This window comes from Stenotrophomonas sp. YJH_SMC_122 (assembly GCF_059369535.1).
This window is the reverse complement of record NZ_JCAFST010000004.1, coordinates 72,042-95,560: the sequence shown is the minus strand read 5'-3', so window position 1 is coordinate 95,560 and position 23,519 is coordinate 72,042. Positions and strand designations below refer to the sequence as shown.

The 23,519-nt window shown below is 64.9% G+C and carries 20 protein-coding genes and 3 tRNA genes; all 23 read right to left on the bottom strand.

Annotated elements, in window-relative coordinates; translation table 11 throughout:
- Positions 1–2: 2 nt before the first annotated feature.
- Positions 3–2,651, bottom strand: coding sequence for a translation initiation factor IF-2 (gene infB, locus AC5P66_RS07250; RefSeq protein ID WP_099596726.1), 2,649 nt, complete (start codon positions 2,649–2,651; stop codon positions 3–5).
- Between the two features lie 92 nt (positions 2,652–2,743).
- On the bottom strand, positions 2,744–4,255 hold the full coding sequence (gene nusA, locus AC5P66_RS07245) for a transcription termination factor NusA (protein ID WP_005417911.1): 1,512 nt from the start codon (positions 4,253–4,255) through the stop codon (positions 2,744–2,746).
- A 4-nt stretch (positions 4,256–4,259) separates the two neighbouring features.
- Positions 4,260–4,850, bottom strand: coding sequence for a ribosome maturation factor RimP (gene rimP / locus AC5P66_RS07240; RefSeq protein WP_262222739.1), 591 nt, complete (start codon positions 4,848–4,850; stop codon positions 4,260–4,262).
- 368 nt (positions 4,851–5,218) lie between these two features.
- Positions 5,219–5,295, bottom strand: a tRNA-Met gene (locus AC5P66_RS07235).
- 82 nt (positions 5,296–5,377) lie between these two features.
- Positions 5,378–5,454, bottom strand: a tRNA-Met gene (locus AC5P66_RS07230).
- Positions 5,455–5,581: 127 nt separating this feature from the next.
- The gene (gene nuoN / locus AC5P66_RS07225; protein WP_099495803.1) at positions 5,582–7,042 is read right to left on the bottom strand and encodes an NADH-quinone oxidoreductase subunit NuoN; all 1,461 of its coding nucleotides are present in this window, start codon (positions 7,040–7,042) and stop codon (positions 5,582–5,584) included.
- A 15-nt stretch (positions 7,043–7,057) separates the two neighbouring features.
- Positions 7,058–8,566, bottom strand: coding sequence for an NADH-quinone oxidoreductase subunit M (locus AC5P66_RS07220; protein WP_005410452.1), 1,509 nt, complete (start codon positions 8,564–8,566; stop codon positions 7,058–7,060).
- 23 nt (positions 8,567–8,589) lie between these two features.
- Positions 8,590–10,755: an NADH-quinone oxidoreductase subunit L gene (gene nuoL / locus AC5P66_RS07215; protein ID WP_049415240.1), complete on the bottom strand. Its 2,166-nt coding sequence runs from the start codon at positions 10,753–10,755 to the stop codon at positions 8,590–8,592.
- A gap of 7 nt (positions 10,756–10,762) precedes the next feature.
- Positions 10,763–11,068 carry an NADH-quinone oxidoreductase subunit NuoK gene (gene nuoK / locus AC5P66_RS07210; protein WP_005417921.1) on the bottom strand — a complete coding sequence of 102 codons (306 nt, stop codon included), beginning with the start codon at positions 11,066–11,068 and terminating at the stop codon, positions 10,763–10,765.
- Positions 11,065–11,721 carry an NADH-quinone oxidoreductase subunit J gene (locus AC5P66_RS07205; RefSeq protein ID WP_005417923.1) on the bottom strand — a complete coding sequence of 219 codons (657 nt, stop codon included), beginning with the start codon at positions 11,719–11,721 and terminating at the stop codon, positions 11,065–11,067. Before AC5P66_RS07205 ends, nuoK begins: the two co-directional genes overlap by 4 nt.
- Before the next feature lie 9 nt (positions 11,722–11,730).
- Complete coding sequence (gene nuoI / locus AC5P66_RS07200; RefSeq protein WP_005417924.1) at positions 11,731–12,219, bottom strand: NADH-quinone oxidoreductase subunit NuoI; 489 nt, start codon at positions 12,217–12,219, stop codon at positions 11,731–11,733.
- A gap of 3 nt (positions 12,220–12,222) precedes the next feature.
- Positions 12,223–13,317 carry an NADH-quinone oxidoreductase subunit NuoH gene (gene nuoH / locus AC5P66_RS07195; RefSeq protein WP_049415235.1) on the bottom strand — a complete coding sequence of 365 codons (1,095 nt, stop codon included), beginning with the start codon at positions 13,315–13,317 and terminating at the stop codon, positions 12,223–12,225.
- Complete coding sequence (gene nuoG, locus AC5P66_RS07190; protein WP_262222742.1) at positions 13,314–15,548, bottom strand: NADH-quinone oxidoreductase subunit NuoG; 2,235 nt, start codon at positions 15,546–15,548, stop codon at positions 13,314–13,316. Before nuoG ends, nuoH begins: the two co-directional genes overlap by 4 nt.
- Positions 15,545–16,885: an NADH-quinone oxidoreductase subunit NuoF gene (nuoF, locus tag AC5P66_RS07185; protein ID WP_005417934.1), complete on the bottom strand. Its 1,341-nt coding sequence runs from the start codon at positions 16,883–16,885 to the stop codon at positions 15,545–15,547. Before nuoF ends, nuoG begins: the two co-directional genes overlap by 4 nt.
- A gap of 4 nt (positions 16,886–16,889) precedes the next feature.
- The gene (gene nuoE / locus AC5P66_RS07180; protein ID WP_005410460.1) at positions 16,890–17,417 is read right to left on the bottom strand and encodes an NADH-quinone oxidoreductase subunit NuoE; all 528 of its coding nucleotides are present in this window, start codon (positions 17,415–17,417) and stop codon (positions 16,890–16,892) included.
- Positions 17,418–17,514: 97 nt separating this feature from the next.
- Positions 17,515–18,822, bottom strand: a complete 1,308-nt coding sequence (locus AC5P66_RS07175) for an NADH-quinone oxidoreductase subunit D (RefSeq protein WP_005417935.1) — start codon at positions 18,820–18,822, stop codon at positions 17,515–17,517.
- Positions 18,819–19,568 (bottom strand): NADH-quinone oxidoreductase subunit C, encoded by a 750-nt coding sequence (locus AC5P66_RS07170; RefSeq protein WP_005410462.1) that lies wholly within the window; start codon positions 19,566–19,568, stop codon positions 18,819–18,821. Before AC5P66_RS07170 ends, AC5P66_RS07175 begins: the two co-directional genes overlap by 4 nt.
- A 33-nt stretch (positions 19,569–19,601) precedes the next feature.
- Positions 19,602–20,156 (bottom strand): NuoB/complex I 20 kDa subunit family protein, encoded by a 555-nt coding sequence (locus AC5P66_RS07165; protein WP_005417936.1) that lies wholly within the window; start codon positions 20,154–20,156, stop codon positions 19,602–19,604.
- Positions 20,147–20,503, bottom strand: a complete 357-nt coding sequence (locus tag AC5P66_RS07160; RefSeq protein ID WP_005417937.1) for an NADH-quinone oxidoreductase subunit A — start codon at positions 20,501–20,503, stop codon at positions 20,147–20,149. The genes AC5P66_RS07165 and AC5P66_RS07160 overlap by 10 nt, the downstream gene beginning before the upstream one ends.
- Before the next feature lie 111 nt (positions 20,504–20,614).
- Positions 20,615–20,699, bottom strand: a tRNA-Leu gene (locus AC5P66_RS07155).
- A 51-nt stretch (positions 20,700–20,750) separates the two neighbouring features.
- Positions 20,751–21,188: a preprotein translocase subunit SecG gene (secG, locus tag AC5P66_RS07150; protein WP_049415231.1), complete on the bottom strand. Its 438-nt coding sequence runs from the start codon at positions 21,186–21,188 to the stop codon at positions 20,751–20,753.
- 31 nt (positions 21,189–21,219) lie between these two features.
- A complete protein-coding gene (tpiA, locus tag AC5P66_RS07145) occupies positions 21,220–21,975 on the bottom strand; it encodes a triose-phosphate isomerase (RefSeq protein WP_049415228.1) in 756 nt (251 codons plus the stop codon).
- 525 nt (positions 21,976–22,500) lie between these two features.
- Positions 22,501–23,478, bottom strand: a complete 978-nt coding sequence (locus AC5P66_RS07140; protein WP_049414703.1) for an isopenicillin N synthase family dioxygenase — start codon at positions 23,476–23,478, stop codon at positions 22,501–22,503.
- Positions 23,479–23,519 lie beyond the last annotated feature (41 nt).

The window sequence follows — 23,519 nt, the reverse complement described above, 5'->3', positions numbered from 1 at the left end:
CATTACAGGGTGCGCGGCACTTCGATACGCTCGAAGCACTCGATCTGGTCGCCCGGCTTGACGTCGTTGTAGGCCTTCACCGCGATACCGCATTCGGTACCGTTGCGGACTTCCTCGACGTTCTCCTTGAAGCGACGCAGCGATTCCAGCTCGCCCTCGAAGATCACCACGCTGTCGCGCAGCACGCGGATCGGCTTGTTGCGCTTGACCACGCCCTCGATGACCATCGAGCCGGCAACGGCGCCCAGCTTGGAGCTGCGGAAGACGTCGCGGACCTCGGCGATACCGATGATCTCTTCGCGGATCTCCACGCCCAGCAGACCGGATGCCACCTGCTTCACCTGATCGATCACGTCATAGATGATCGAGAAGTAACGCAGGTCGACGCCGTTGGATTCGATGATGCGACGGGCCGAAGCATCCGCACGCACGTTGAAGCCGATGACGGTGGCCTTCGAAGCAGCCGCCGAGTTGGCGTCCGATTCGGTGATGCCGCCCACGCCGGAGTGGATCACGTTGATGCGGATGTCCTCGTTGGACAGCGCGACCAGTGCCTGGCTCAGGGCCTGCACCGAACCCTGCACGTCGGCCTTGATGACCAGGTTGAGGACCTGCTGGCCCTCGCCCTTGCCCAGGGTCGCCATGATGTCTTCCATACGGCTGCCAGCGGTGGCGACCAGGCGCGACTCACGGCGCTTGGTCTCACGCTGCTGGGCAACATCCTTGGCCAGGCGCTCGTCCTCGACCACCACGAAGTCGTCTCCGGCTTCCGGCACACCGGACAGGCCCAGGACCTGCACCGGGATCGACGGGCCGGCGAACTCCGGCTGCTTGCCGGTTTCGTCGAACAGCGCACGCACGCGGCCGTACTGGATACCGCACACCAGGTAGTCGCCCTTCTTCAGGCGGCCCTGCTGCACCAGCACCGTAGCGACCGGGCCGCGGCCCTTGTCCAGCGACGATTCGATCACCACGCCCGAGGCGCGGCCTTCGTCGACGGCCTTCAGTTCCAGCAGTTCGGCCTGCACCGACACCGCGTCCAGCAGGTCGTCGATGCCCAGGCCAGTCTTGGCCGAGATCTCCACCATCTGGATGTCACCACCGAACTCTTCGGCCACGACCTGCTCGGAGAGCAGCTCGTTCTTGACCCGCATCGGGTCGGCACCGGACTTGTCGATCTTGTTGATCGCCACGATCAGCGGCACACCCGCCGAACGGGCGTGCTGGATCGCTTCCTTGGTCTGCGGCATGACGCCGTCGTCGGCAGCAACCACCAGCACCACGATGTCGGTCAGCTTGGCACCGCGGGCACGCATCGAGGTGAACGCGGCGTGGCCCGGGGTATCCAGGAAGCTGATGACGCCCTTGGGCGTCTCGACGTGATAGGCACCGATATGCTGGGTGATGCCGCCGGCTTCGCCGTGGGCAACCTTGGTGCGGCGGATGTAGTCCAGCAGCGAGGTCTTGCCGTGGTCGACGTGACCCATGATGGTGACCACCGGCGGGCGCTGCACGGCTTCGCCCTGGTTTTCACCGGTCGAAGCCAGCAGCGCGTCTTCGGCATCATTGTCGTTGGCACGGATCGCCTTGTGGCCGAGTTCTTCGGTCACCAGCGCAGCGGTGTCGTGGTCGATGGACTGGGTGATGGTCGCCATCACGCCCATCTTGAACAGCGCCTTCACCACCTCGCCGCCCTTCAGCGCGAGCTTCTGCGCCAGGTCGGCCACGGTGATGGTCTCGCCGATCGCGACTTCACGCACGACCGGGGCGGTCGGGCGCTCGAACGCGTGCGGACCGGCATTGTTGCCACCACGCGACATGTCGCGACGGCCACCGGACTGGTTGCGGCCACCCGGACGTCCACGCGAATTGCTGTTGTTGCTGTTGCCACGACGCGCACGGTCGGCGGCCGACAGGTGCATCTGGCCGGCGAAGCGGTCGCCCGGGCCACGCTCGTTGCGCGGCGCGCTGCGGTTGTTGCGGTCGTCGTTGCGCGGCGGCGGCGGCGGAGCACCACGCGGCGCAGCCGGGGCGGCGGCCGGGGCGCGCGGCGGGCGCGGCGCGGTTTCGTCGATCGGAGCACGCTTGGGCTTGCTGGCGGCCAGTGCCTCGGCCGCCTTGGCCGCAGCCGCAGCTTCCTCGGCGGCCTTCTTCTCGGCCTCGGCGCGTTCCTTGGCGGCGGCCTCTTCCTCACGGGCACGGACGATGGCCTCGTCGCGCAGACGATCCTTCTCGGCCAGGGCCTGCTGTTCGGCGAGGTTGCGCGCACGCGACTCTTCCAGCTTGCGCAGGATGTCGGCGCGCTCTTCGTCCGGCGTCATGGCGCGAGCACCATCCTTGACGTAGGTACGCTTCTGGCGCACCTCGACATTCACGGTCGTCTTGCTGCGACCGGAATTGACCGTCACTTCCTGCTGCTTCCGGCGGTTGAGCGTGATCTTCTTCGCAGACTGATCGGACTCTTCCGGGGCCTGCTCGGGCTTGCCGTGCGAACGACGAAGGAAGCCCAGGAGCTTTACCTTCTCGGAGCTGGTCACGACCTGGTCGGGACCGCTGAACTTCATGCCGGCACCGGCCAGCTGTTCCAGCAGTTTTTCGACCGGCGTGTTGACCAGTTCGGCAAGCTTGCGGATGGTGGTTTGCTGCGACATTCGGATCCTATGATCTTGTGGGCGCCCCCCCGCATCTGGAGGTGGCGCGGATTCTACGCCCTGAGCGGCTCAGGGCCCTGTTCATTGCCGGCTCATTCGCCGCGTTCCAGTCGGGCGATCTCCTCGGCACGGGCGGCCAGGATCAGCGCAGCGGCGCGCGCCTGATCCAGTCCTTCGATGCCGAAGTCCATGACCTCGTCGGCGGCCAGGTCGGACAGATCCTCGCTGGTACGCACGCCGTGGCCGGCCAGCGCGTATGCGGTGGCTTCGTCCATGCCCTTCAGGGACAGCAGGTCCTGCGCCGGCTGGCCGTCTTCAAGGCCTTCTTCGACTGCCAGGGCCTCATTGAGCAGCGCATCGCGGGCACGAGCGCGCAGCTCTTCGACGATGTCCTCGTCGAAACCTTCCACGGCCAGCAGTTCGCCGACCGGGACATATGCGATTTCCTCGACGGTGCCGAAGCCTTCGCTGACCAGGATGCCGGCGATTTCCTCGTCCACTTCCAGCTTGTCCATGAACAGCTGGCGGGCGGCAGCCTGCTCGGCCTCCGACTTGGCGGTGACCTGGTCCTGGGTCATCACGTTGAGCTGCCAGCCGGTCAGGCGGCTGGCCAGGCGCACGTTCTGGCCGCCCTTGCCGATCGCCTGGGCCAGGCGGTCTTCGGCAACGGCCAGGTCCATCGAGTGCTTGTCCTCATCGACGATGATCGACTGCACTTCGGCCGGCGCCATCGCGTTGATGACGAAGTTGGCCGGGTTGTCGTTCCACAGCACGATGTCGACGCGCTCGCCATTGAGCTCGTTGGACACGGCCTGCACGCGCGAACCGCGCATGCCGATGCAGGCACCGATCGGATCGGTGCGCTGGTCGTGGGCCAGCACGGCGATCTTGGCGCGGTCGCCCGGATCGCGGGCGCAGGCCTTGATTTCCACCAGGCCCTGGCCGACTTCCGGCACTTCCAGCTTGAACAGCTCGATCATGAATTCCGGGGCGGCACGGCTGATGAACAGCTGCGGGCCACGCGGCTCCGAGCGCACTTCGGCCAGGTAGCCGCGCACGCGGTCGCCGGCGCGCAGCACGTCGCGCGGAATGCCCTTGTCCTTCGGAATGAAGCCTTCGGCATTGCCACCGAGGTCGACGTAGATGTTGCCGCGCTCGGCGCGCTTGACCACACCGGTGATCAGCTCACCCACGCGATCCTTCCATGCATCCACGACCTGCTGGCGCTCGGCTTCGCGCACGCGCTGGACGATGACCTGCTTGGCGGCCTGGGCAGCGATGCGGCCGAAGTCCGGGTTCTCGATCTGCTCTTCGATGTAGTCGCCGACCTCGACGCCTTCGGCCTCGTCGACGGCGTCCATCAGGCGGATCTGGCGATCCGGCGATTCCATGACCACGTCATCGGCCACCACTTCCCAGCGGCGGAAGGTTTCGTAGCTGCCATCCTTGTGGTCGATGACCACGCGGGTCAGCACTTCCTCCTCGGGATAGCGCTTCTTCGCTGCCGAGGCCAGGGCGGCCTCGATGGCATCGAAGATCACTTCACGCGGCACGCCCTTCTCGTTGGCGACTGCGTCGACTACCAGCAACAGTTCCTTGCTCATTGGCTCACTCCGCGCGCGGCTTCTTTGCCGCCGGCTCGTTGGAAGAAGAATTCGTGTTCGGCTTCGGACGCTTCGGCGCCGGACCGGTCGGCTTGCTCGGGGCCAGCCCCAGCGCCACCCAGTCGGGCATGATCCGTGCCTTGTCGATGTTGTCGGCCGACACGACCACTTCAGCCTTGTCGACGATGAAGGTGACGGTGCCCGCGGCCTCGTCGATCGCTTCGATGCGGCCCTGCAGGCGACGACGGTTGTCCTGCGGCAGCTTCAGCGTGACCTTGGCCGATTCACCCTGGTGGCGGCCGAACTGCTCCAGGTTGAACAGCGGGCGGTCCACGCCCGGCGAGGACACTTCCAGCGTGTAATTGCCGGTGATCGGGTCTTCGACGTCCAGCTGCGCCGAGACTTCGCGGCTGACCCGCTCGCAGTCGTCGACATTGATGATGCGCTCGGGCTGTTCAGCCAGCGGCACGTCGATGTAAAGGCGCAGGGTCGCACCGCCGGGGGCCGGCAGATACTCAACGCCCAGCAGCTCCAGGCCCAGCGACACAACGGTCGGGGCGAGCAGATTCGCGATGTCGGTTGCCTTGTCGCTCACAGCCTGCCTTGATCTCTATGGTTGGGTGCCGGCCTTGGCCGGCGTGGAAACATGACGCCCCGGAAACGACAAAGGGCCCGTTGGGCCCCTTTTCCGGAAAGACTCCGGTGACTGGATTCCGGTTGCAACCTGCATTGCCTGCTGGTTGCGGCCCTCCTTCCGGGTCCGGACTCCCGCTGGGAGGCCGCCTTCAGGGGTACTGCTAGGCCGCTGATGATAGCGGCTGCACCGCGCTGGTGCAAGGTGCGGGGCCAGGGCTCAGATCCCTTTTCCATACCGGCAGTCGAGCACGGCTCGACCCTACAAAAACGGAACCCGCCCAAAGAAAAACGCCCTCGAAGCAGGACTTCGAAGGCGATCTCCTTACTTGGTAGCGGGGGCAGGATTTGAACCTGCGACCTTCGGGTTATGAGCCCGACGAGCTGCCAGACTGCTCCACCCCGCATCAGAAGCGGAATTATGAGCGATGGCTCCAAAAACTGCAAGCCTTCCCTCATTCATCAAACCGGTTGGCGCCGATCGGACGTTGGTAGCGGGGGCAGGATTTGAACCTGCGACCTTCGGGTTATGAGCCCGACGAGCTGCCAGACTGCTCCACCCCGCACCGGAAGTGTTTGAACTGCTGCCCTGCTCTTTCGAGGAGGGCTACCGCAACGATGTTCTGGCTGAACCGCTGCAGTGACAACTCAGGCTGCGCATATTACACGAATCGCGCAGCTTTGTGTCAACTTTTATGCAAGATGCGCAAATGCCTGCTGGCACCAGACCATGATCGGGTTCCAGGCCAGGCCCAGGGCCAGCAGCGCCAGGGCATTGACGCCCAGCACCACACCCAGCACGCGGTCGTTGTTGCGCGGCATGGCCTCGCCCACCGGCTCATCGAAGTACATGACCTTGATGACGCGCAGGTAGTAGAAGCAGCCGACCACGGCGCACAGCACGCCCAGGATGGCCAGCCACAGCAGGCCGCCGTTGACGGCCGCGCCCAGCACCGCCAGCTTGGTCCAGAAGCCCAGGAACGGCGGGATGCCGGCCAGCGACGCCATGATGCACAGCACCAGGCCGGCCATCCACGGGTTGCGGGCATTGAGGCCCTTGAAGTCCTCGATGTTCTCGGCTTCAAAGCCGGTACGCGACAGCGCGATGATCGCGCCGAAGGCGGCGGTCGACATGATGGCGTAGGCCAGTGCGTAGAACAGCGCAGCGGCATAGCCCTGCGCGCCACCACCGGCGATGCCCATCAGCAGGAAGCCGATGTGCGAGACGGTGGAGAACGCCAGCATGCGCTTGAGATTGCTCTGCGCGATGGCCATCAGGTTGCCGATGACCAGCGAAACTGCGGCCAGGCCGGCGATCAGCAGCTGCAGTTCGGTCGACAGCGGACCCACGCCCATTTCCAGCAGGCGGTAGGCCATGCCGAAGGCGGCCAGCTTCGGCGCCGAGCTGATGAACAGTGCGATCGGTGCCGGGGCACCCTGGTACACGTCCGGCAGCCACATGTGGAACGGTGCGGCACCCAGCTTGAAGGCGACGCCGGCGATCATGAACACCGCACCGGTGATCAGCAGCACGCGCTCTTCCGAGTGCGGGATGGCGTCACGGATGACGTCCAGGTGCAGGCTGCCGGTAGCGCCGTAGATCAGCGACATGCCGTACAGCAGCAGGCCAGAGGCCAGCGAGCCAAGCACGATGTACTTCATCGCCGCTTCCGAGGCCAGGCCGTTTTCGCGGTTGCTGGCGACCAGGGCGTAGGAGCACAGCGCCAGCAGTTCCAGGCCCAGGTAGACCATCAGCAGGCTGCCGGCCGACACCAGGATCATCATGCCGGCGGTGCCGAACAGGATCAGCACCGGGATCTCGCCCTGGAACAGGTTGCGGTCACGCAGGTAACGCCAGCCATAGACCAGGGTCAGGCCGCTGAGCAGCACGATCCCGGTCTTCATCACGTCCGCGGCGGTATCGCGCACGAACATGCCATGGAAGACCTCGCCCTGCCCGCCCACGCCGGTGGCCAGCATGAACAGCACCACGGCCAGCGCAGCGAGCGAGAACAGGTGGGTGACGATCTTGTTCCGGTTGCTGACGAACAGGTCGAGGATCATCAGGGCGAAGGCGCTGCCGATCAGCACCAGCTCGGGAGCGAGCGGTGGCAGGTCAGCGGCGGTCAATGGCAGCAGCGGCGAGGTGGTCATCATCAAATCCTGGAATTACAGCAGCTTGCTGGATGCGATCTGCATCGCCAGCTTCGCGATCGAGGGCTCCATCAGGTCGGTCAGCGGCTTGGGATAGATGCCCAGGGCCAGCACGCCGATGGCGAACACGCCCAGCACCAGCCATTCGCGGCCGTTGATGTCCTTCAGTTCGGCAACATGGCTGTTGGCCACTTCACCGAAGAAGATGCGCTTGTACAGCCACAGGGTGTAGGCGGCGCCGATGATCAGGGTGGTGGCCGCGCCCAGCGCGATCCACGGATTACGCTGGAAGGCCGACAGGATGACCATGAACTCGCCGACGAAACCGCTGGTACCCGGCAGGCCCGCGTTGGCCATGAAGAACAGCATGGCGAAAGTGGCGAACCACGGCATCACGTTGACCACGCCGCCGTAATCGGCGATGCGGCGGCTGTGCATGCGGTCGTACAGCACGCCGACGCAGGAGAACATCGCGCCGGACACGAAGCCGTGCGAGATCATCTGCACCATGGCGCCCTGCAGGCCCAGGCGGGCGGCATCGGCGTTGCCGGCTTCACGCACCAGCCACAGGGCGATGAAGGTGCCCAGGGTGACGAAGCCCATGTGCGCGATCGACGAATAGGCGATCAGCTTCTTCATGTCGTCCTGCACCAGGGCGACCAGACCGACGTAGATCACTGCGATCAACGACAGCGCGATCACCAGCCAGGCCCATTCCTGCGACGCGTCCGGGACGATCGGCAGGTTGAAGCGCAGGAAGCCATAGCCACCGATCTTCAGGGCGATGGCGGCCAGGATCACCGAACCGGCGGTCGGCGCTTCCACGTGGGCGTCGGGCAGCCAGGTATGGACCGGGAACATCGGCACCTTGACCGCGAAGGCGATCAGGAACGCGAAGAAGATCCAGGTCTGTTCCTTGGCCGACAGCGGCAGCGCGTACAGGTCGGCCAGCTGGAAGCTGCCGCCCTTCATGTACAGGTAGATCAGTGCCACCAGCATCAGCACCGAGCCGAGGAAGGTGTACAGGAAGAACTTCAGCGCAGCGTAGATGCGGCGCGGGCCGCCCCAGACACCGATGATCAGGAACATCGGGATCAGCATCGCCTCGAAGAACACGTAGAACAGCATCGCATCCGTCGCCGCGAAGATACCGACCGTGACGCCTTCCAGGATCAGGAAGGCTGCCACGTACTGGTTCACGCGCTTGTCGATGGCGCTCCAGGCGCCGATCAGGGCGAGCACGCTGACCAGGGTGGTCAGCAGGATCAGCGCCACGGCAATGCCGTCCACGCCCAGGTTGTAGCCGATCTTGTACGCCGGGATCCAGGCATGGGTCTCGACGAACTGCAGACCGTCGATGCCCGCGTTGTAGCCGCTCAGCAGCGAGAGGCTCGCCACGAACGTCAGCACCGCTACGCCCAGCGACGCCCAGCGGGCGGTCTGCGCATCACGGATCGCAAGGATCAGGGCGCCACCGATGATCGGCAGCCAGATGAGGACACTGAGTAGAGGCCAGTTCGACACGTCTTCTTATTCCGTACAGGTCATCAACGCAGGTAATGCATCAGCACGCCCAGCAGGGCAATCAGGCCGATGATCATCGCGAAGGCGTAGTGATAGAGGAAACCGGATTGGGTACGACGCAGCACGCCGGCTGCGACGTCCACAACACGTGCCGAGAGATTGACCACGCCGTCGACGATGTTGCTGTCGATCCAGCGCGAGACCTTGCCCAGCTTGACGCTGCCACCGGCAAAGCCATCGATCCACAGCTTGTCGAAGCCGTACTTGTTTTCCAGTACCGACACCAGCGGAGCGAAGGTCTTGCGGGCCTTGCCCGACAGGTCCGGCTTCCACAGGTAGAACAGTGCGGCCAGCAGGAAGCCCGCAACGGTCAGCATGAACGCCGGAGCCATCATGCCGTGCAGCGCGAAGGCGACCGGGCCGTGGAACTCCTCGCCCAGGAAGCCGATGGTGTTCTTGGCCGGATCGTAGAAGTCGACCACGCCGGTGAAGAACGTATGCGCCTGGCCCTTGATGGCTTCGTGCGCGTGGTGGCCGGCCCAGTCGGTGCCGTACAGCATCGGACCGATGCTGAAGAAACCGATGGCGATCGACGGGATGGCCAGCAGGATCAGCGGCAGGGTCACCACCCACGGCGTTTCGTGCGGCTCATGCGGACCGTGGCCATGGCCGTGGTCATCGTGATGCGCATCGCCGTGGTGGGCGTCGGCGGCGTGGTGATCGTCATGGCCGTGACCATGATCGTCATGATGCACGTCGCGGAAACGCTCCTTGCCGTGGAAGGTCAGGAACAGCAGGCGGAAGCTGTAGAAGCTGGTGACGATCACGCCACCCAGCACCGCCCAGTAGCCGTAGGTGGCTACCCAGTTGTTGGACAGGTGCGCGTGCAGCTCGGCGGCCTCGATGATGGTGTCCTTCGAGTAGAAGCCGGAGAAGAACGGCGTACCCACCAGTGCCAGCGTACCGATCCACATGGTGATGAAGGTGATCGGCATGTACTTGCGCAGGCCGCCCATCTTGCGCATGTCCTGCTCGTGGTGCATGGCAATGATGACCGAGCCGGCACCCAGGAACAGCAGCGCCTTGAAGAAGGCGTGGGTCATCAGGTGGAACACGGCTGCCGAGTAGGCCGACACGCCCAGTGCAACCGTCATGTAGCCCAGCTGCGACAGCGTGGAGTACGCGACGACGCGCTTGATGTCGTTCTGCACGATGCCGATCAGGCCGGTGAAGAAGGCGGTGGTGGCACCGATGAACAGCACGAAGTTCAGCGCGGTCTGCGACAGCTCGAACAGCGGCGACATGCGGGTGACCATGAAGATACCGGCGGTCACCATCGTCGCGGCGTGGATCAGTGCCGAGATCGGGGTCGGGCCTTCCATCGAGTCGGGCAGCCACACGTGCAGCGGGACCTGGGCCGACTTGCCCATGGCACCGATGAACAGGCAGATGCAGATGACCGTGGCGATCGACCAGATCACCGGCTCGTTCAGCAGCTGCATGCCCAGGATGGTGCCGTCCCAGATCTGCAGCTGAGCGCGCGGGTCGGCCAGCATGCCGGCCTGCGAGAACACCTGCGAGTAGTCCAGGGTGCCGAACACCCACAGCACGCCGGCGATGCCGAGCAGGAAGCCGAAGTCACCGACGCGGTTGACCAGGAAGGCCTTCATGTTGGCGAAGATCGCGGTCGGGCGCTTGAACCAGAAGCCGATCAGCAGGTACGACACCAGGCCCACCGCTTCCCAGCCGAAGAACAGCTGCAGGAAGTTGTTGCTCATCACCAGGGTGAGCATCGAGAAGGTGAACAGCGAGATATAGCTGAAGAACCGCTGGTAACCCGGATCGTCCTGCATGTAGCCGATCGTGTAGATGTGGACCAGCAGCGACACGAAGGTCACCACCACCATCATCATCGCGGTCAGCTTGTCGACCATGAAGCCGACGTGGGCCGAGTACTGGCCGACTTCGAAGAACGTATAGATGTTCTGGTTGAACGGCTGCGCGCCGCCCCACAGCAGCTGGTAGAGCGTGTACATCGACAGGCCGCAGGCCACCGCGACGCCGAGGATGGTGATGGTCTGCGCGCCGAAGCGCTTGACCTGGCGACCGAACAGGCCGGCGATGATGCTGCCGAACAGCGGTGCAAGCACCACTGCGATCAACAGACTCTTGGAGAGAGTGATTTCCATCTGTGGATCAGCCCTTCAACGAATCGACTTCGCCGACATTGATCGTGCGGCGGGTACGGAACAGGGTCACCAGGATCGCCAGGCCGATGGCGGCTTCCGCGGCGGCGACGGTCAGGATGAAGAACACGAACAGCTGGCCGGACGGATCGCCCAGCTGGCGCGAGAAGCCGACGAAGTTGATGTTCACCGACAGCAGCATCAGTTCGATCGACATCAGCAGGACGATGACGTTCTTCCGGTTGAGGAAGATGCCGGCCAAGCTGATGGCGAACAGCACCGCGCCAAGCGCAAGGATGTGGCCAAGGGTAATCACGGCTGGGTCTCCTCGCCGGTGGCCGGCTTGCTGTTGCTGTGCACGACCGGTGCTTCGGCACCCATCTTGACCATGCGCAGGCGCTGGCCGGCCTTGACCATGGTCTGCTCGCCCGGGTTCTGGCTCTTGACGCCGGTACGGCGGCGCAGGGTCAGCATGACGGCGGCAACCACGGCCACGGTCAGGATGACGGCGGCGAACTCGAACGGCAGCAGGTACTCGGTGAACAGCGTGCGTGCCAGCCAGGTGATGTTGGAACTGTCGGCGGCGACCGCAGCGGCGTTGTCGGCCGGGAACGGCGTGACCGAGCGTGCCTTGACGCCGATCAGGATCAGCATCTGCGCCAGCATCGCCACCGCGACAATGAGCCCGACCGGCAGGTAGCGCACCCAGCCCTCACGCAGCTTGGTGGGGTCGATGTCCAGCATCATCACCACGAACAGGAACAGCACCATCACCGCGCCGACGTAGACCAGCACCAGGGCCACGCCGAGGAACTCGGCACCCACCAGCAGCCACACGCAGGCAATGGAGAAGAAGGTCAGCACCAGGCAGAGCACGGCGTGAACCGGGTTGCGCACGCTGATCACCGCACCGGCCGAAACCGTTGCCGCGATGGCGAACACCCAGAAAGCGATATTTACCCAATCCATCTCTCGACCTCAGCGGTAAGCGGCATCGGCGGCACGACGCTCGGCGATCTCGGACTCGAGACGGTCGCCCAGGGCCAGCAGCTGCGGCTTGGTAACGATGTTTTCGCCACGGTTCTCGAAGTGGTACTCGAGGATGTGGGTTTCGACGATCGAGTCCACCGGGCAGCTTTCTTCGCAGAAGCCGCAGAAGATGCACTTGAACAGGTCGATGTCGTAGCGGGTGGTGCGGCGGGTGCCGTCCTCGCGCTTGGCCGAGTCGATGGTGATGGCCAGCGCCGGGCACACCGCTTCACACAGCTTGCAGGCAATGCAGCGCTCTTCGCCGTTGGGATAACGGCGCAGGGCGTGCAGGCCACGGAAGCGCGGCGACTGCGGGAACTTCTCCATCGGGTACATCATCGTGTACTTCGGCTTGAAGCTGTACTTCAGCGTCAGCCAGAGGCCGGCCAGCAGTTCGAGCAGCAGCAGGCTCTTGAAGTAATGGGTAATCCTGTTCATCACTTAGACGCCCTTTTGAATCACGCCGAAGAACACCATGACGGCGGTAACCGCGATCCACAGAATGGCCAGCGGGATGAAGACCTTCCAGCCCAGGCGCATGATCTGGTCATAGCGGAAGCGCGGGAAGCTGGCACGGAACCAGATGTAGGCACTGGCGAAGAAGAACACCTTGACGAACAACCACGGTGCACCGCCCTTCCAGATCCAGTCGACCAGCGGCGAGACATTGCCGAAATCAACCCAGCCCTGGACCGGGCTCAGCCAGCCGCCGAGGAAGAAGATCGAGATCAGGAAGCTGATCAGGATCATGTTCGCGTATTCGGCCAGGAAGAACAGGGCGAACGCGCCGCCGGAGTACTCGACCATGTGGCCGGCAACGATTTCCGACTCGCCTTCCACCACGTCGAACGGCGCGCGGTTGGTTTCAGCCACGCCCGACACCCAGTAGATGACGAACAGCGGGAACAGCGGCAGCAGGAACCAGTCGAAGAAACCGGAGCTGCCGGCCTGCGCAGCGACGATGTTGCTCAGGTTCAGGCTGCCCGAGGCGATCATCACGCCGACCAGGGCGAAGCCCATGGCGATTTCGTAGCTGATCATCTGCGCCGAGGCGCGCATGGCGCCCAGGAACGCGTACTTCGAGTTGGACGCCCAACCGGCCAGGATGATGCCGTAGATGCCCAGCGAGGTCATCGCCAGCAGATACAGCAGGCCGGCGTTGGCGTTGGACAGCACGATCTGCGAATCGAAGGGCACCACCGACCAGGCCGCGAAGGCCGGCGCCAGGGTGATCAGCGGCGCCAGCAGGTAGATCGCCTTGTTGGCGCTGCTCGGCTGGACCACTTCCTTGAACAGCAGCTTGAAGACGTCGGCGAAGGCCTGGAAGATGCCCATGCCCACGTACATCGGGCCGTGGCGGACGTGCATCCAGCCGATCAGCTTGCGTTCCCAGACCACGTAGAAGGCCACCGAGATGATCACCGGAACAGTGATCACCAGGATCTTCAGGATGATCCAGATCAGCGCGCCGATGTCACCAAGGCCAAGCAGCCACTGGTGCAGCGGATCGACCGCGTTCAACAGCAATTCGTTCATGCAGCCACCACCGATACGCGAGCGGCACCCAGCGGCGCGGTCGCGCCGTGGCCCGATTCAATCCAGACCGAACCCGCAGCGACGCGGGCGTCGACCACCACCGGCAGGGTGGCCTTGCCGGCATCGGTGCCGACCTTGGCCATCTGCCCTTCCTGCAGTTGCAGGCGAGCGGCATCTTCAGCGTTCAGCACGATGCGCGGGGCGCTGTTGAGCGGATGCGACTGCAGCGCCGGCGCGCGACGGACCACCGCATCGGTGCGGTAGATCGCGGCGGTCGAAGCCACTTCCAGGCCTTCGCCGGCAACCGCCGGCTGCGCCGAAGCGGCGACGTTGACCGACACCGGGGCCAGGCTGGCACGCAGGCCGGCCAGGTCGGTGAAGTCGAAACCGGCCAGCGCCATGTCGCCGCCCAGTGCGCGCAGCACGCGCCAGCCTTCACGGGCCTCGCCGGGCAGCTTGCCGCCGGCACGGGCCGACTGCTCGCGACCATCAAGGTTGGTCAGGGTGGCATCGATTTCCGGCAGCGCACCGATCGGCAGGATCACGTCGGCAACGTCACGGGTCGAGGCGCAGGCAAACTGGCTGAAGGCCACCACCTGCGCGCCAGCCAGCGCCTTGCGGGCGGCCGGGGCGTCGGCGAAGTCCAGGCCCGGCTCGAGGCCGTACACCACGTAGGCCTGGCGCGGCTGCGCCAGCATCGCGGCGACGTCCTTGCCGGCCGGCAGCACGCCGGCGCGGGTGAGGCCGACGGCATTGGCACCCTGCGGGATGCGGCACAGCCTGGCACCGGTGGCGGCGGCGAAGTCACGCGCGGCGGCGCGAATCGCGGCAGCCTGCGGGTGGTTCTCGGCGATGCCACCAACGATCAGCACGGTGTTGTTGCCGCCCTGCACGGCCGAACGCAGCTCGGCGTTGGCCAGCGCGTCGACGAACTTTGACGGGGCAACGATCTGCTTGCCGGCAATGCTGAAGGCGAAGTCGAAGTCCACCGGATTGATGACGTGGATCTTCGCGCCCTTGGTGGTCTGCGCCTTGCGCAGGCGGGCGTGCAGCAGCGGCAGTTCGTGGCGGATGTTGCTGCCCAGAACGACGATGCGGTCGGCGCCTTCGATTTCGGCCAGCGGCAGGCCGAACACTTCGGCGGTTGCGGCGTCGGAGAAATCGCGGTTGTTGATGCGGTGGTCGATGTTGCCCGAACCCAGGCCCTTGGCCAGGCGGGCCAGCAGTGCGCCTTCCTCGTTCGAGGTCGACGGGTGCACCAGCACGCCCAGGTTGTCGCCCTGGTTGGCCTTGAGGATCTCGGCGGCCGCGGCCAGGCCTTCGGCCCAGCTCACTTCCTTCCACTCGCCATTGACCTTGCGCAGCGGCTTGACCGCACGGTCCTCGCTGTACAGGCCCTGGTGCGAGTAGCGGTCACGGTCGGACAGCCAGCACTCGTTCACCGCTTCGTTGTCGCGCGGCACGGTGCGCAGCACTTCGCCGCGACGCACGTGCAGGAACAGGTTCGAACCCATCGCGTCGTGGTAGCCCAGCGATTCGCGCGCGGTCAGTTCCCACGGGCGGGCGCGGAACTGGAACACCTTGTTGGTCAGTGCGCCGACCGGGCAGACATCGACGACGTTGCCGGACAGCTCGGTGGTCAGCGGCTTGCCGTCGAAGGTACCGATCTGCAGGTTCTCACCGCGGTACATGCCACCCAGTTCGTAGGTACCGGCGACGTCGGCGGTGAAGCGGACGCAGCGGGTGCACTGGATGCAGCGGGTCATCTCGGTGGCGACCAGCGGGCCCATGTCCTCGTCCGGCACCACGCGCTTGCGCTCGTTGAAGCGGCTGACCGAACGGCCATAGCCCAGCGACACGTCCTGCAGCTCGCACTCGCCGCCCTGATCGCAGATCGGGCAGTCCAGCGGGTGATTGATGAGCAGGAACTCCATCACCGAGCGCTGGAACTTCAGCGCCTTCTCGCTGCGGGTGGCGACCTTCATGCCGTCCATCACCGGGGTGGCGCAGGCCGGCGCCGGCTTCGGCGACTTCTCCACGTCCACCAGGCACATGCGGCAGTTGGCGGCGATCGGCAGCTTCTCGTGGTAGCAGAAGCGCGGAATGGAGATGCCGGCCTTGTCGGCGGCCTGGATGATCATCGAGCCCTTGGGCACGACCAGCGACTTGCCATCGATCTCGATGGTGACGTGATCGGGTGGGACGCTCGGATTTACGGGTTGCGCGCTCATGCAGCGGCTGCCTCCACCTTCTTGCCGTCAACCATCGAATGACCGTTGACGATGTAGTACTCGAACTCGTCCCAGAACTGGCGCAGGAAGCCCTGGATGGGCCATGCAGCCGCTTCGCCGAACGCACAGATGGTGTGGCCTTCGATCTGGCCGGCCACTGCCTTCAGCTGGTGCAGGTCTTCCATCGTGGCCTTGCCGGCGACGATGCGCTCCAGCACGCGGTGCATCCAGCCGGTGCCTTCACGGCACGGGGTGCACTGGCCGCAGGATTCCTTGTGGAAGAACTGGCTGATGCGGCAGGCGAACTTGACGCAGCAGACGCTGTCGTCGAGCACGACGATCGCGCCCGAACCCAGGCCGGAACCCAGTGCACGGATGGTGTCGTAGTCCATCGGCAGGCCCTTCAGCTCGGCTGCGGTCAGCACCGGCATCGACACACCGCCCGGGATCGCGCCCTTGAGCTTGCGGCCCGGACGCAGGCCACCGGCCATTTCCAGCAGGTCGTCGAAGGTGGTGCCCAGCGGCACTTCGAAGTTGCCGCCGTTCTGCACGCAGCCGGACACCGAGAAGCACTTCGGGCCGCCATTGGCGGTCAGGCTCAGGCCCTTGAACCACTCCGGGCCGTTGCGGATGATCGCCGGCACCGAACCGTAGGTTTCGGTGTTGTTGATCGTCGACGGCTTGCCGTACAGGCCGAAGTTGGCCGGGAACGGCGGCTTGTAGCGCGGCTGGCCCTTCTTGCCTTCCAGCGATTCCATCAGCGCGGTTTCTTCGCCGCAGATGTACGCGCCGGCGCCCAGCGCGCCGTAGATGTCGATGTCCACGCCGCTGCCGAGGATGTTCTTGCCCAGCCAGCCGTTCGCATAGGCGTCGGCCAGGGCCTGCTCGAAGTGCTCGAACGGCTCGTGGTGGAACTCACCGCGCAGGTAGTTGTAACCCACGGTCGAACCGGTGGCGTAGCAGGCGATCGCCATGCCTTCCACCACCGAATGCGGGTTGTAGCGCAGGATGTCGCGATCCTTGCAGGTGCCCGGCTCGGATTCGTCCGAGTTGCAGAGGATGTACTTCTGCATGTTGCCCTTGGGCATGAAGGACCACTTCAGGCCGGTCGGGAAGCCGGCGCCACCGCGGCCGCGCAGGCCCGAGGCCTTGACCATCTCGATGACCTGCTCCGGCGGGATCTTCTCTTCGAGGATCTTGCGCAGGGCAGCGTAGCCACCGGTCTTCAGGTAGCTTTCGTACGACCACGGCGTGTCGTAATGCAGGGTGGTATAGACCACCTGGTGCGGCAGCGGCGCGGGGCCGACCGGACCCTTGGATTCGTGGTGATGTGCCATGCCCTTACTCCAGCCCGTCCAGCAGCTCGTCGACCTTTTCCAGGGTCAGACGCTCATGGTAGTGACCGTTGATGACCATCATCGGCGCGCCACCGCAGCCGGCCAGGCACTCTTCCTCGCGCTTGAGGTAGACGCGGCCGTCAGGGGTCGATTCACCGTGCTTGATGCCCAGCTTCTTCTCGCAATGGCGCACGATGTCCTCGGCGCCATTGAGCCAGCAGCTGATGTTGGTGCAGATGGCCACGTTGTTGCGGCCCACCTTCTCGGTCTCGAACATCGAGTAGAAGCTGGCGACCTCGTAGGCCCACACCGGCGGCAGGTCCAGGTACTTGGCCACGCCGGCGATCAGTTCGTCGGTCAGCCAGCCCTGGTTCTGCTCCTGGGCCGCATGCAGGCCCTGCAGCACGGCAGAGCGCTTGCGGTCCGGCGGGAACTTGGACAGCCAGTGATCGATGTGAGCGCGGGTCTTGTCGCTCAGCACCACCATCGGGTCGACGTCGCGCGCCGCCTCGAAATTACCTGTCGCCTTCATCGGCCGACCTCAGCGAAATGCATAACGTGAAATTCCAGAAACTGCGGCGCCGGCTTGCGCCGGCTGCCTGCAGCGGGCGTTGGCGTGGCGGACGGCATTACCGGTCAACCTCGCCGAACACCAGGTCGTAGGTGCCGATCATCGCCACCACGTCGGCCAGCATGTGGCCGCGCACGACCGAATCGATCGAGGACAGGTGGGCGAAGCCCGGCGCACGCAGGTGCACGCGGAACGGCTTGTTGGCGCCATCGGAGACCAGGTAGCAGCCGAATTCGCCCTTCGGGGCTTCCACCGCCGAGTAGGTCTCGCCGGCCGGCACGCAGTAGCCTTCGCTGAACAGCTTGAAGTGGTGGATCAACGCTTCCATGTCGTCCTTCATGTCCTCGCGCCTGGGCGGAGCGACCTTGAAGTTCTTCACCATCACCGGGCCCGGGTTGGCCTTCAGCCACGCCACGCACTGCTTGATGATGCGGTTGGATTCGCGCATTTCGGCAACGCGGACCAGATAGCGGTCGTAGCAGTCGCCTTCCTTGCCCAGCGGGATGTCGAAATCGACGGCATCGTACTTGGCGTACGGACGCTTCTTGCGCAGGTCCCAGGCAATGCCCGAGCCGCGCAGCATCACGCCGGTCATGCCCCACTGGTGGGCCAGTTCGGGAGTGACCACGCCGATGCCGACGGTACGCTGCTTCCAGATACGGTTGTCGGTCAGCAGGGTTTCGTATTCGTCGATGCGCTTGGGGAACTCGACGGTGAAGTTCTCCAGGAAGTCCAGCAGCGAGCCCTCGCGCGAAGCATTGAGCTGCTTCAGCGCCTTGCCCTTGTGCCAGCGCGATTCCTTGTACTTCGGCATGTGGTCCGGCAGGTCGCGGTAGACACCGCCCGGACGGTAGTACGCCGCGTGCATGCGCGCGCCGGAAACCGCTTCGTAGCAGTCCATCAGCTCTTCGCGTTCGCGGAAGGCGTACAGCATCACCGCCATCGCACCCAGGTCGAGCGCGTTGGAGCCCAGCCACATCAGGTGGTTGAGGATGCGGGTGATTTCATCGTACATGGTGCGGATGTACTGGGCACGCTCCGGCGCCTCGATGCCCATCAGGGTCTCGATCGCGCGCACGTAGGCGTGCTCGTTGCACATCATCGACACGTAATCCAGGCGATCCATGTAGCCGATCGACTGGTTGAACGGCTTGGACTCGGCCAGCTTTTCGGTACCACGGTGCAGCAGACCCACGTGCGGGTCGGCGCGCATGATGGTTTCACCGTCCATTTCCAGGATCAGGCGCAACACACCGTGAGCGGCCGGATGCTGCGGGCCGAAGTTCATGGTGTAGTTGCGGATTTCCTGCCGGCTCTCGGCGGCGTTGCTGGCGAATGCTTCGCCGGCCTGGTGTACGTGGCTCACTTCACTGCCTCCTGCGCGCGCTCACCTTCTGCGGTCTGCAGACGGGCGTCGTCGCGGATCACGCGCGGCACGCCGACACGCGGCTCCACCGAGGTGACCGGTTCGTAGATCACGCGCTTCTTCTCTTCGTCGTAGCGGACTTCGACATTGCCGATCAGCGGGAAGTCCTTGCGGAACGGATGGCCAACGAAACCGTAGTCGGTCAGGATCCGGCGCAGGTCCGGGTGGCCCTCAAAGATCACGCCGTACAGGTCGAACGCTTCGCGCTCGAACCAGTTCAGGCCCGGCCAGATGCCGGTCAGCGAGGACACCACCGGCAGCGCTTCGTCAGGGGCGAAGCAGCGCAGGTGCATCATCAGGTTGTGCTGGTAAGAACGCAGCTGCGCGACCACCGCGAAGCGCTGGGTCGGCATGTGCTGCGGGCGGGCCCCGTCGGCACCGTTTTCCTCGGTGGGGAACTCGCCCCACGCGAAGCGGCCCTGGGCCTTGCCTTCGACGCCTCGGCTGAAGCCCTGCGAGGACACGTCGGCGGTGTCCCATTCGTCGGAGCCATAACCGAGGTAGTCGACGCCGCACAGATCCACGGCCTGCTCGAAACCAAACTCGTCACGCAGCGCCAGGGCGGTGGCGTGCCACTCGGCGGCAGGCACTTCCAGCGTCACTTCGCCGCGGGGTTCGACCACGATGACCTTCGCACCAGCGAAACGTGCGGAGAGTCGGTCGATGAAGGATGCTTGCTCTGCCATGGGGGCTTGGCGCGCTCTAGTCAGGTGAAGGGGTCAGCGGGCGATGGTCTGTGTACGCCAGATCTTCTTCTGCAGCTGCAGGATCCCGTACACCAGCGCCTCGGCGGTCGGCGGGCAGCCCGGGACATAGACGTCCACCGGCACCACGCGATCACAGCCGCGCACGACAGAATATGAGTAGTGGTAATAGCCACCGCCGTTGGCGCAGCTACCCATCGAGATGACCCACTTCGGGTCCGGCATCTGGTCGTAGACCTTGCGCAGCGCCGGGGCCATCTTGTTGACCAGGGTACCGGCCACGATCATCACGTCGGATTGACGCGGCGACGGGCGGAACACCACGCCGTAGCGGTCAAGATCCAGGCGCGCGGCGCCGGCGTGCATCATCTCGACCGCACAGCAGGCCAGGCCGAAGGTCATCGGCCACATCGAGCCGGTGCGCGCCCAGTTCAGCAGTGCGTCGACGCTGGTGGTGACGAAGCCCTTTTCCAGCAGCGGGTTGTCGCCTTCCGGCCGCAGGATGTCATCAACCCGGCCTTCCGGCGACGGGTTGTTCATGAGGCCATCGAGAGTCTGAATCACTCCCATTCCAGCGCTCCCTTCTTCCAGACGTAAATGAAACCGAGGAACAGCATGCCGACGAACAGGCCCATGGTGACCAGCGAACGGGCGCCCAGTTCCATGAAGACCTGGGTCCACGGCACGATGAAGATGATTTCCAGGTCGAAGACGATGAACTGGATCGCGATCAGGTAGTAGCGCACGTCGAACTTCATGCGCGCGTCTTCGAAGGCTTCGAAGCCGCACTCATACGGCGACAGCTTTTCCAGATCGGGGCGGCGGGGACCGAGGAATCGACCAACCAGCATCAGCGTAACGCCGATACCGGTGGCAACGATCAGAAACAGCAGAGACGGCAAATATTCGGCCAGCACAGCGATTCTCTCTTGCCTCTGCCGCCGCGCCTGCAGGCGCTTTGGCATGGGGGAGTGGACGGGAACCTGCCTGGCGCCTTGCGCGCCAGACGAACCCGCTTTACTTACAAATGGTGCCCAAGAGGGGACTCGAACCCCTACGACTTGCGTCGCTACCACCTCAAGGTAGTGCGTCTACCAATTCCGCCACCTGGGCAAACGATCACATCAGACTATCTTCCCGATGCGCCGCGTATTGTAACCGGCTTCAGTCTTTCTGGGAGCCTTCCGAAGGCTTTTCTTCACCAGAAACCGAAGATTCCGCCTGAGCCGGCACATTTGCGGCCGGAACCGGGGCGGCCGGAACCGCATCGGCCTTCGGGACGGCCGGCAGCTCGCCCGCCGGAGCCGCCGGAGCGGTCGCTGCCGGGGCGGACATCAGACCCAGATCCTGGTCGGCCGCCGGACGGGTACCGTGACCGGCATACCAGGCCATGAAGAGGCTGATGCCAAAGAACACGACAGCCAGCCACTTGGTGGATTTGGACAGGAAGTTCGAAGCGCCACGCGCACCGAACACCGTGCCCGAGGCACCAGCACCAAAGCCCGAACCTGCCGCCGCACCCGAGCCACGCTGCATCAGGATCAGCGCGATCATGGCCACAGCGACCAGCACGTAGACGACATTGAGGATCAACATCAGCATTGGAAACCGCCCTCGGACAATACTTCTAGGATTAGTTCGCGGCCGCCGCCCGTGCGATGGCCAGGAAGTCCGCGGCCACCAGGGAGGCGCCGCCGACCAGCCCACCATCGACATCCGGCTGCGCGAACAGTTCCCCGGCATTGTCGGGCTTCACGCTACCGCCGTAAACAATGGGCAGTGAATCAGCGATTCTAGCATCGATACGGGCGACTTCGCCACGGATGAACGCGTGCACCTGCTGTGCCTGCTCCTTGCTGGCGGTACGGCCGGTGCCGATGGCCCAGACCGGCTCGTAGGCGACCACGGCGTTGGCGAAACCGGCCGCACCGACCAGTTCCAGCACCGGCGCCAACTGGCTGGCGATGACCGTTTCGGTCTGCCCGGCCTCCCGCTGTTCCAGGGTCTCGCCCACGCACAACACCGGGACCAGGCCGGCATGCTGGGCGGCGGCGAACTTGCGCGCGACCAGCTCGCTGCTTTCATGGTGGTACTGGCGGCGCTCGGAGTGGCCGACCAGGCCATAGCGGGCCCCGACCTCAACCAGCATGGCTGCACAGACCTCGCCGGTGTAGGCACCCTTCTCATTGCTGCTCACGTCCTGCGCGCCGAACGCCAGGCCGGTCCCGCCGAAGTCCTCGACCAGCTCGCCCAGGTACGGCAGCGGCGGCAGGATCACCACCTCGACCCCGTCCAGCGGCAGACCGGCGGCCACCTGCCCCAGCAGTTCATTGGCGAATTGACGGCTGCCATGCAGCTTCCAGTTTCCGGCGACGATCTTGCGGCGCATGAGCGGGTGGCTCCTGTGTGAAGTCAGCCGGTCATGATACCCGCTGCGGCAAAAATCCGTTTCCTTGTAAGCGGTTACATGGATTTTCAGCCAACGGCGCAGCCCCTCGTGGCGGGGGGGGGGGGGCGGGGTTTGGTTGGTCGCGGAGAGCCCGGCTAGATCTGGGGCTTGGCCGGGCGGGTGGGACTGCGCAGGGGGCGCTGCAAGTACGTCCATGTAAGCTCGATCGCCGCTTGCTCGTGTGCGCTGTCCTGCGCACACGAGCAAGGCGCCATCGAGCCCCCAGGGGTGAGGTCGCTTTGCTTGCGAAGCACTGCTTCGCAAGCGCCCGAACGCACAGCCGCCAGCGGCTGGGCCGGTCTGGGGGTTCACGGCGTGTCCTGCCAACTCACGCCGCCCCGCCCAACACGCAGAAACCCAGAGCCGCTTTGGCTTTGGGTTTGCCGGCCAGCGGCCGGCACTACCGCGGGTGCAGGGTGCAACCCTGCAAAGAAAAAGGCCGCCTTTCGGCGGCCTCGCTTCTCTTTATTTCAGCTTGATCTCGCGCAGGCGCTCCTCGAGGAAGCCGTGGGCGGTGATCGGCTCCGGGTACCGGCTCGGGTTCTCCGGGGTGATGCACGAGGGCAGCACGTCGATCAGGAAGTCCGGGTTCGGGTGCAGGAAGAACGGCACCGAGTAGCGCGGCTGGCGCGCCAGCTCGCCCGGAGGATTGACCACGCGGTGGATGGTCGACGGATACACATGGTTCGTCAGGCGCTGCAGCATGTCGCCGATGTTGACCACGATGGTGTCCGCGTCCGAGGTGAACGGCACCCACTCGCCGTCGTGCGACTGCACTTCCAGGCCCGCGGCACTCGCACCCACCAGCAGGGTGATGAAGTTGATGTCGCCATGAGCACCGGCACGCACGTTCGGGATGTCGTCGGTGGTGATCGGCGGGTAGTGGATCGGGCGCAGGATCGAATTGCCGAAGTTGGTCTTGTCGGCGAAGAAATTCTCCGGCAGGCCGATGTGCAGGGCGAGCGCCGACAGCACGCGCGACCCCAGGTTGTCCAGCGCCTGGTACAGGCCGTACCCCCGCTCGCGGAAGCCCTCCACTTCGGTCGGCCACAGGTTCGGCGCCATCACGTCACGGTACTTGGAGTCGTCGGCGATCTCGCGGCCGATGTGCCAGAACTCCTTCAGGTCGAAGTGCTTGGAGCCCTTGGCGGTCTCCACGCCGAAGGGGGTATAGCCGCGGGCGCCGCCGCTGCCAGGCACGTGGTACTTGCGCTTGACCTCTTCCGGCAGGGCGAAGAAGGCCTTGAAGGCATCGTAGGCCGCGTCGATGTCGGCCTGAGGGATGCCGTGGTTGCGGATGCCCGCGAATCCCCATTGGCGATAGGCCGCGCCCAGCTCGGCCACGAAGGCCTCGCGGTCGCTGTCGAAACGGGTGATGTCGAGGGTGGGGATCTGGCTCACAGCGGTTCCTGGCTTGTCATTGGGTCTGGGGGGCCAGCGCATTCATGGCCCGCCTGAACATTGTGACAGATCGCCCGGGGGAC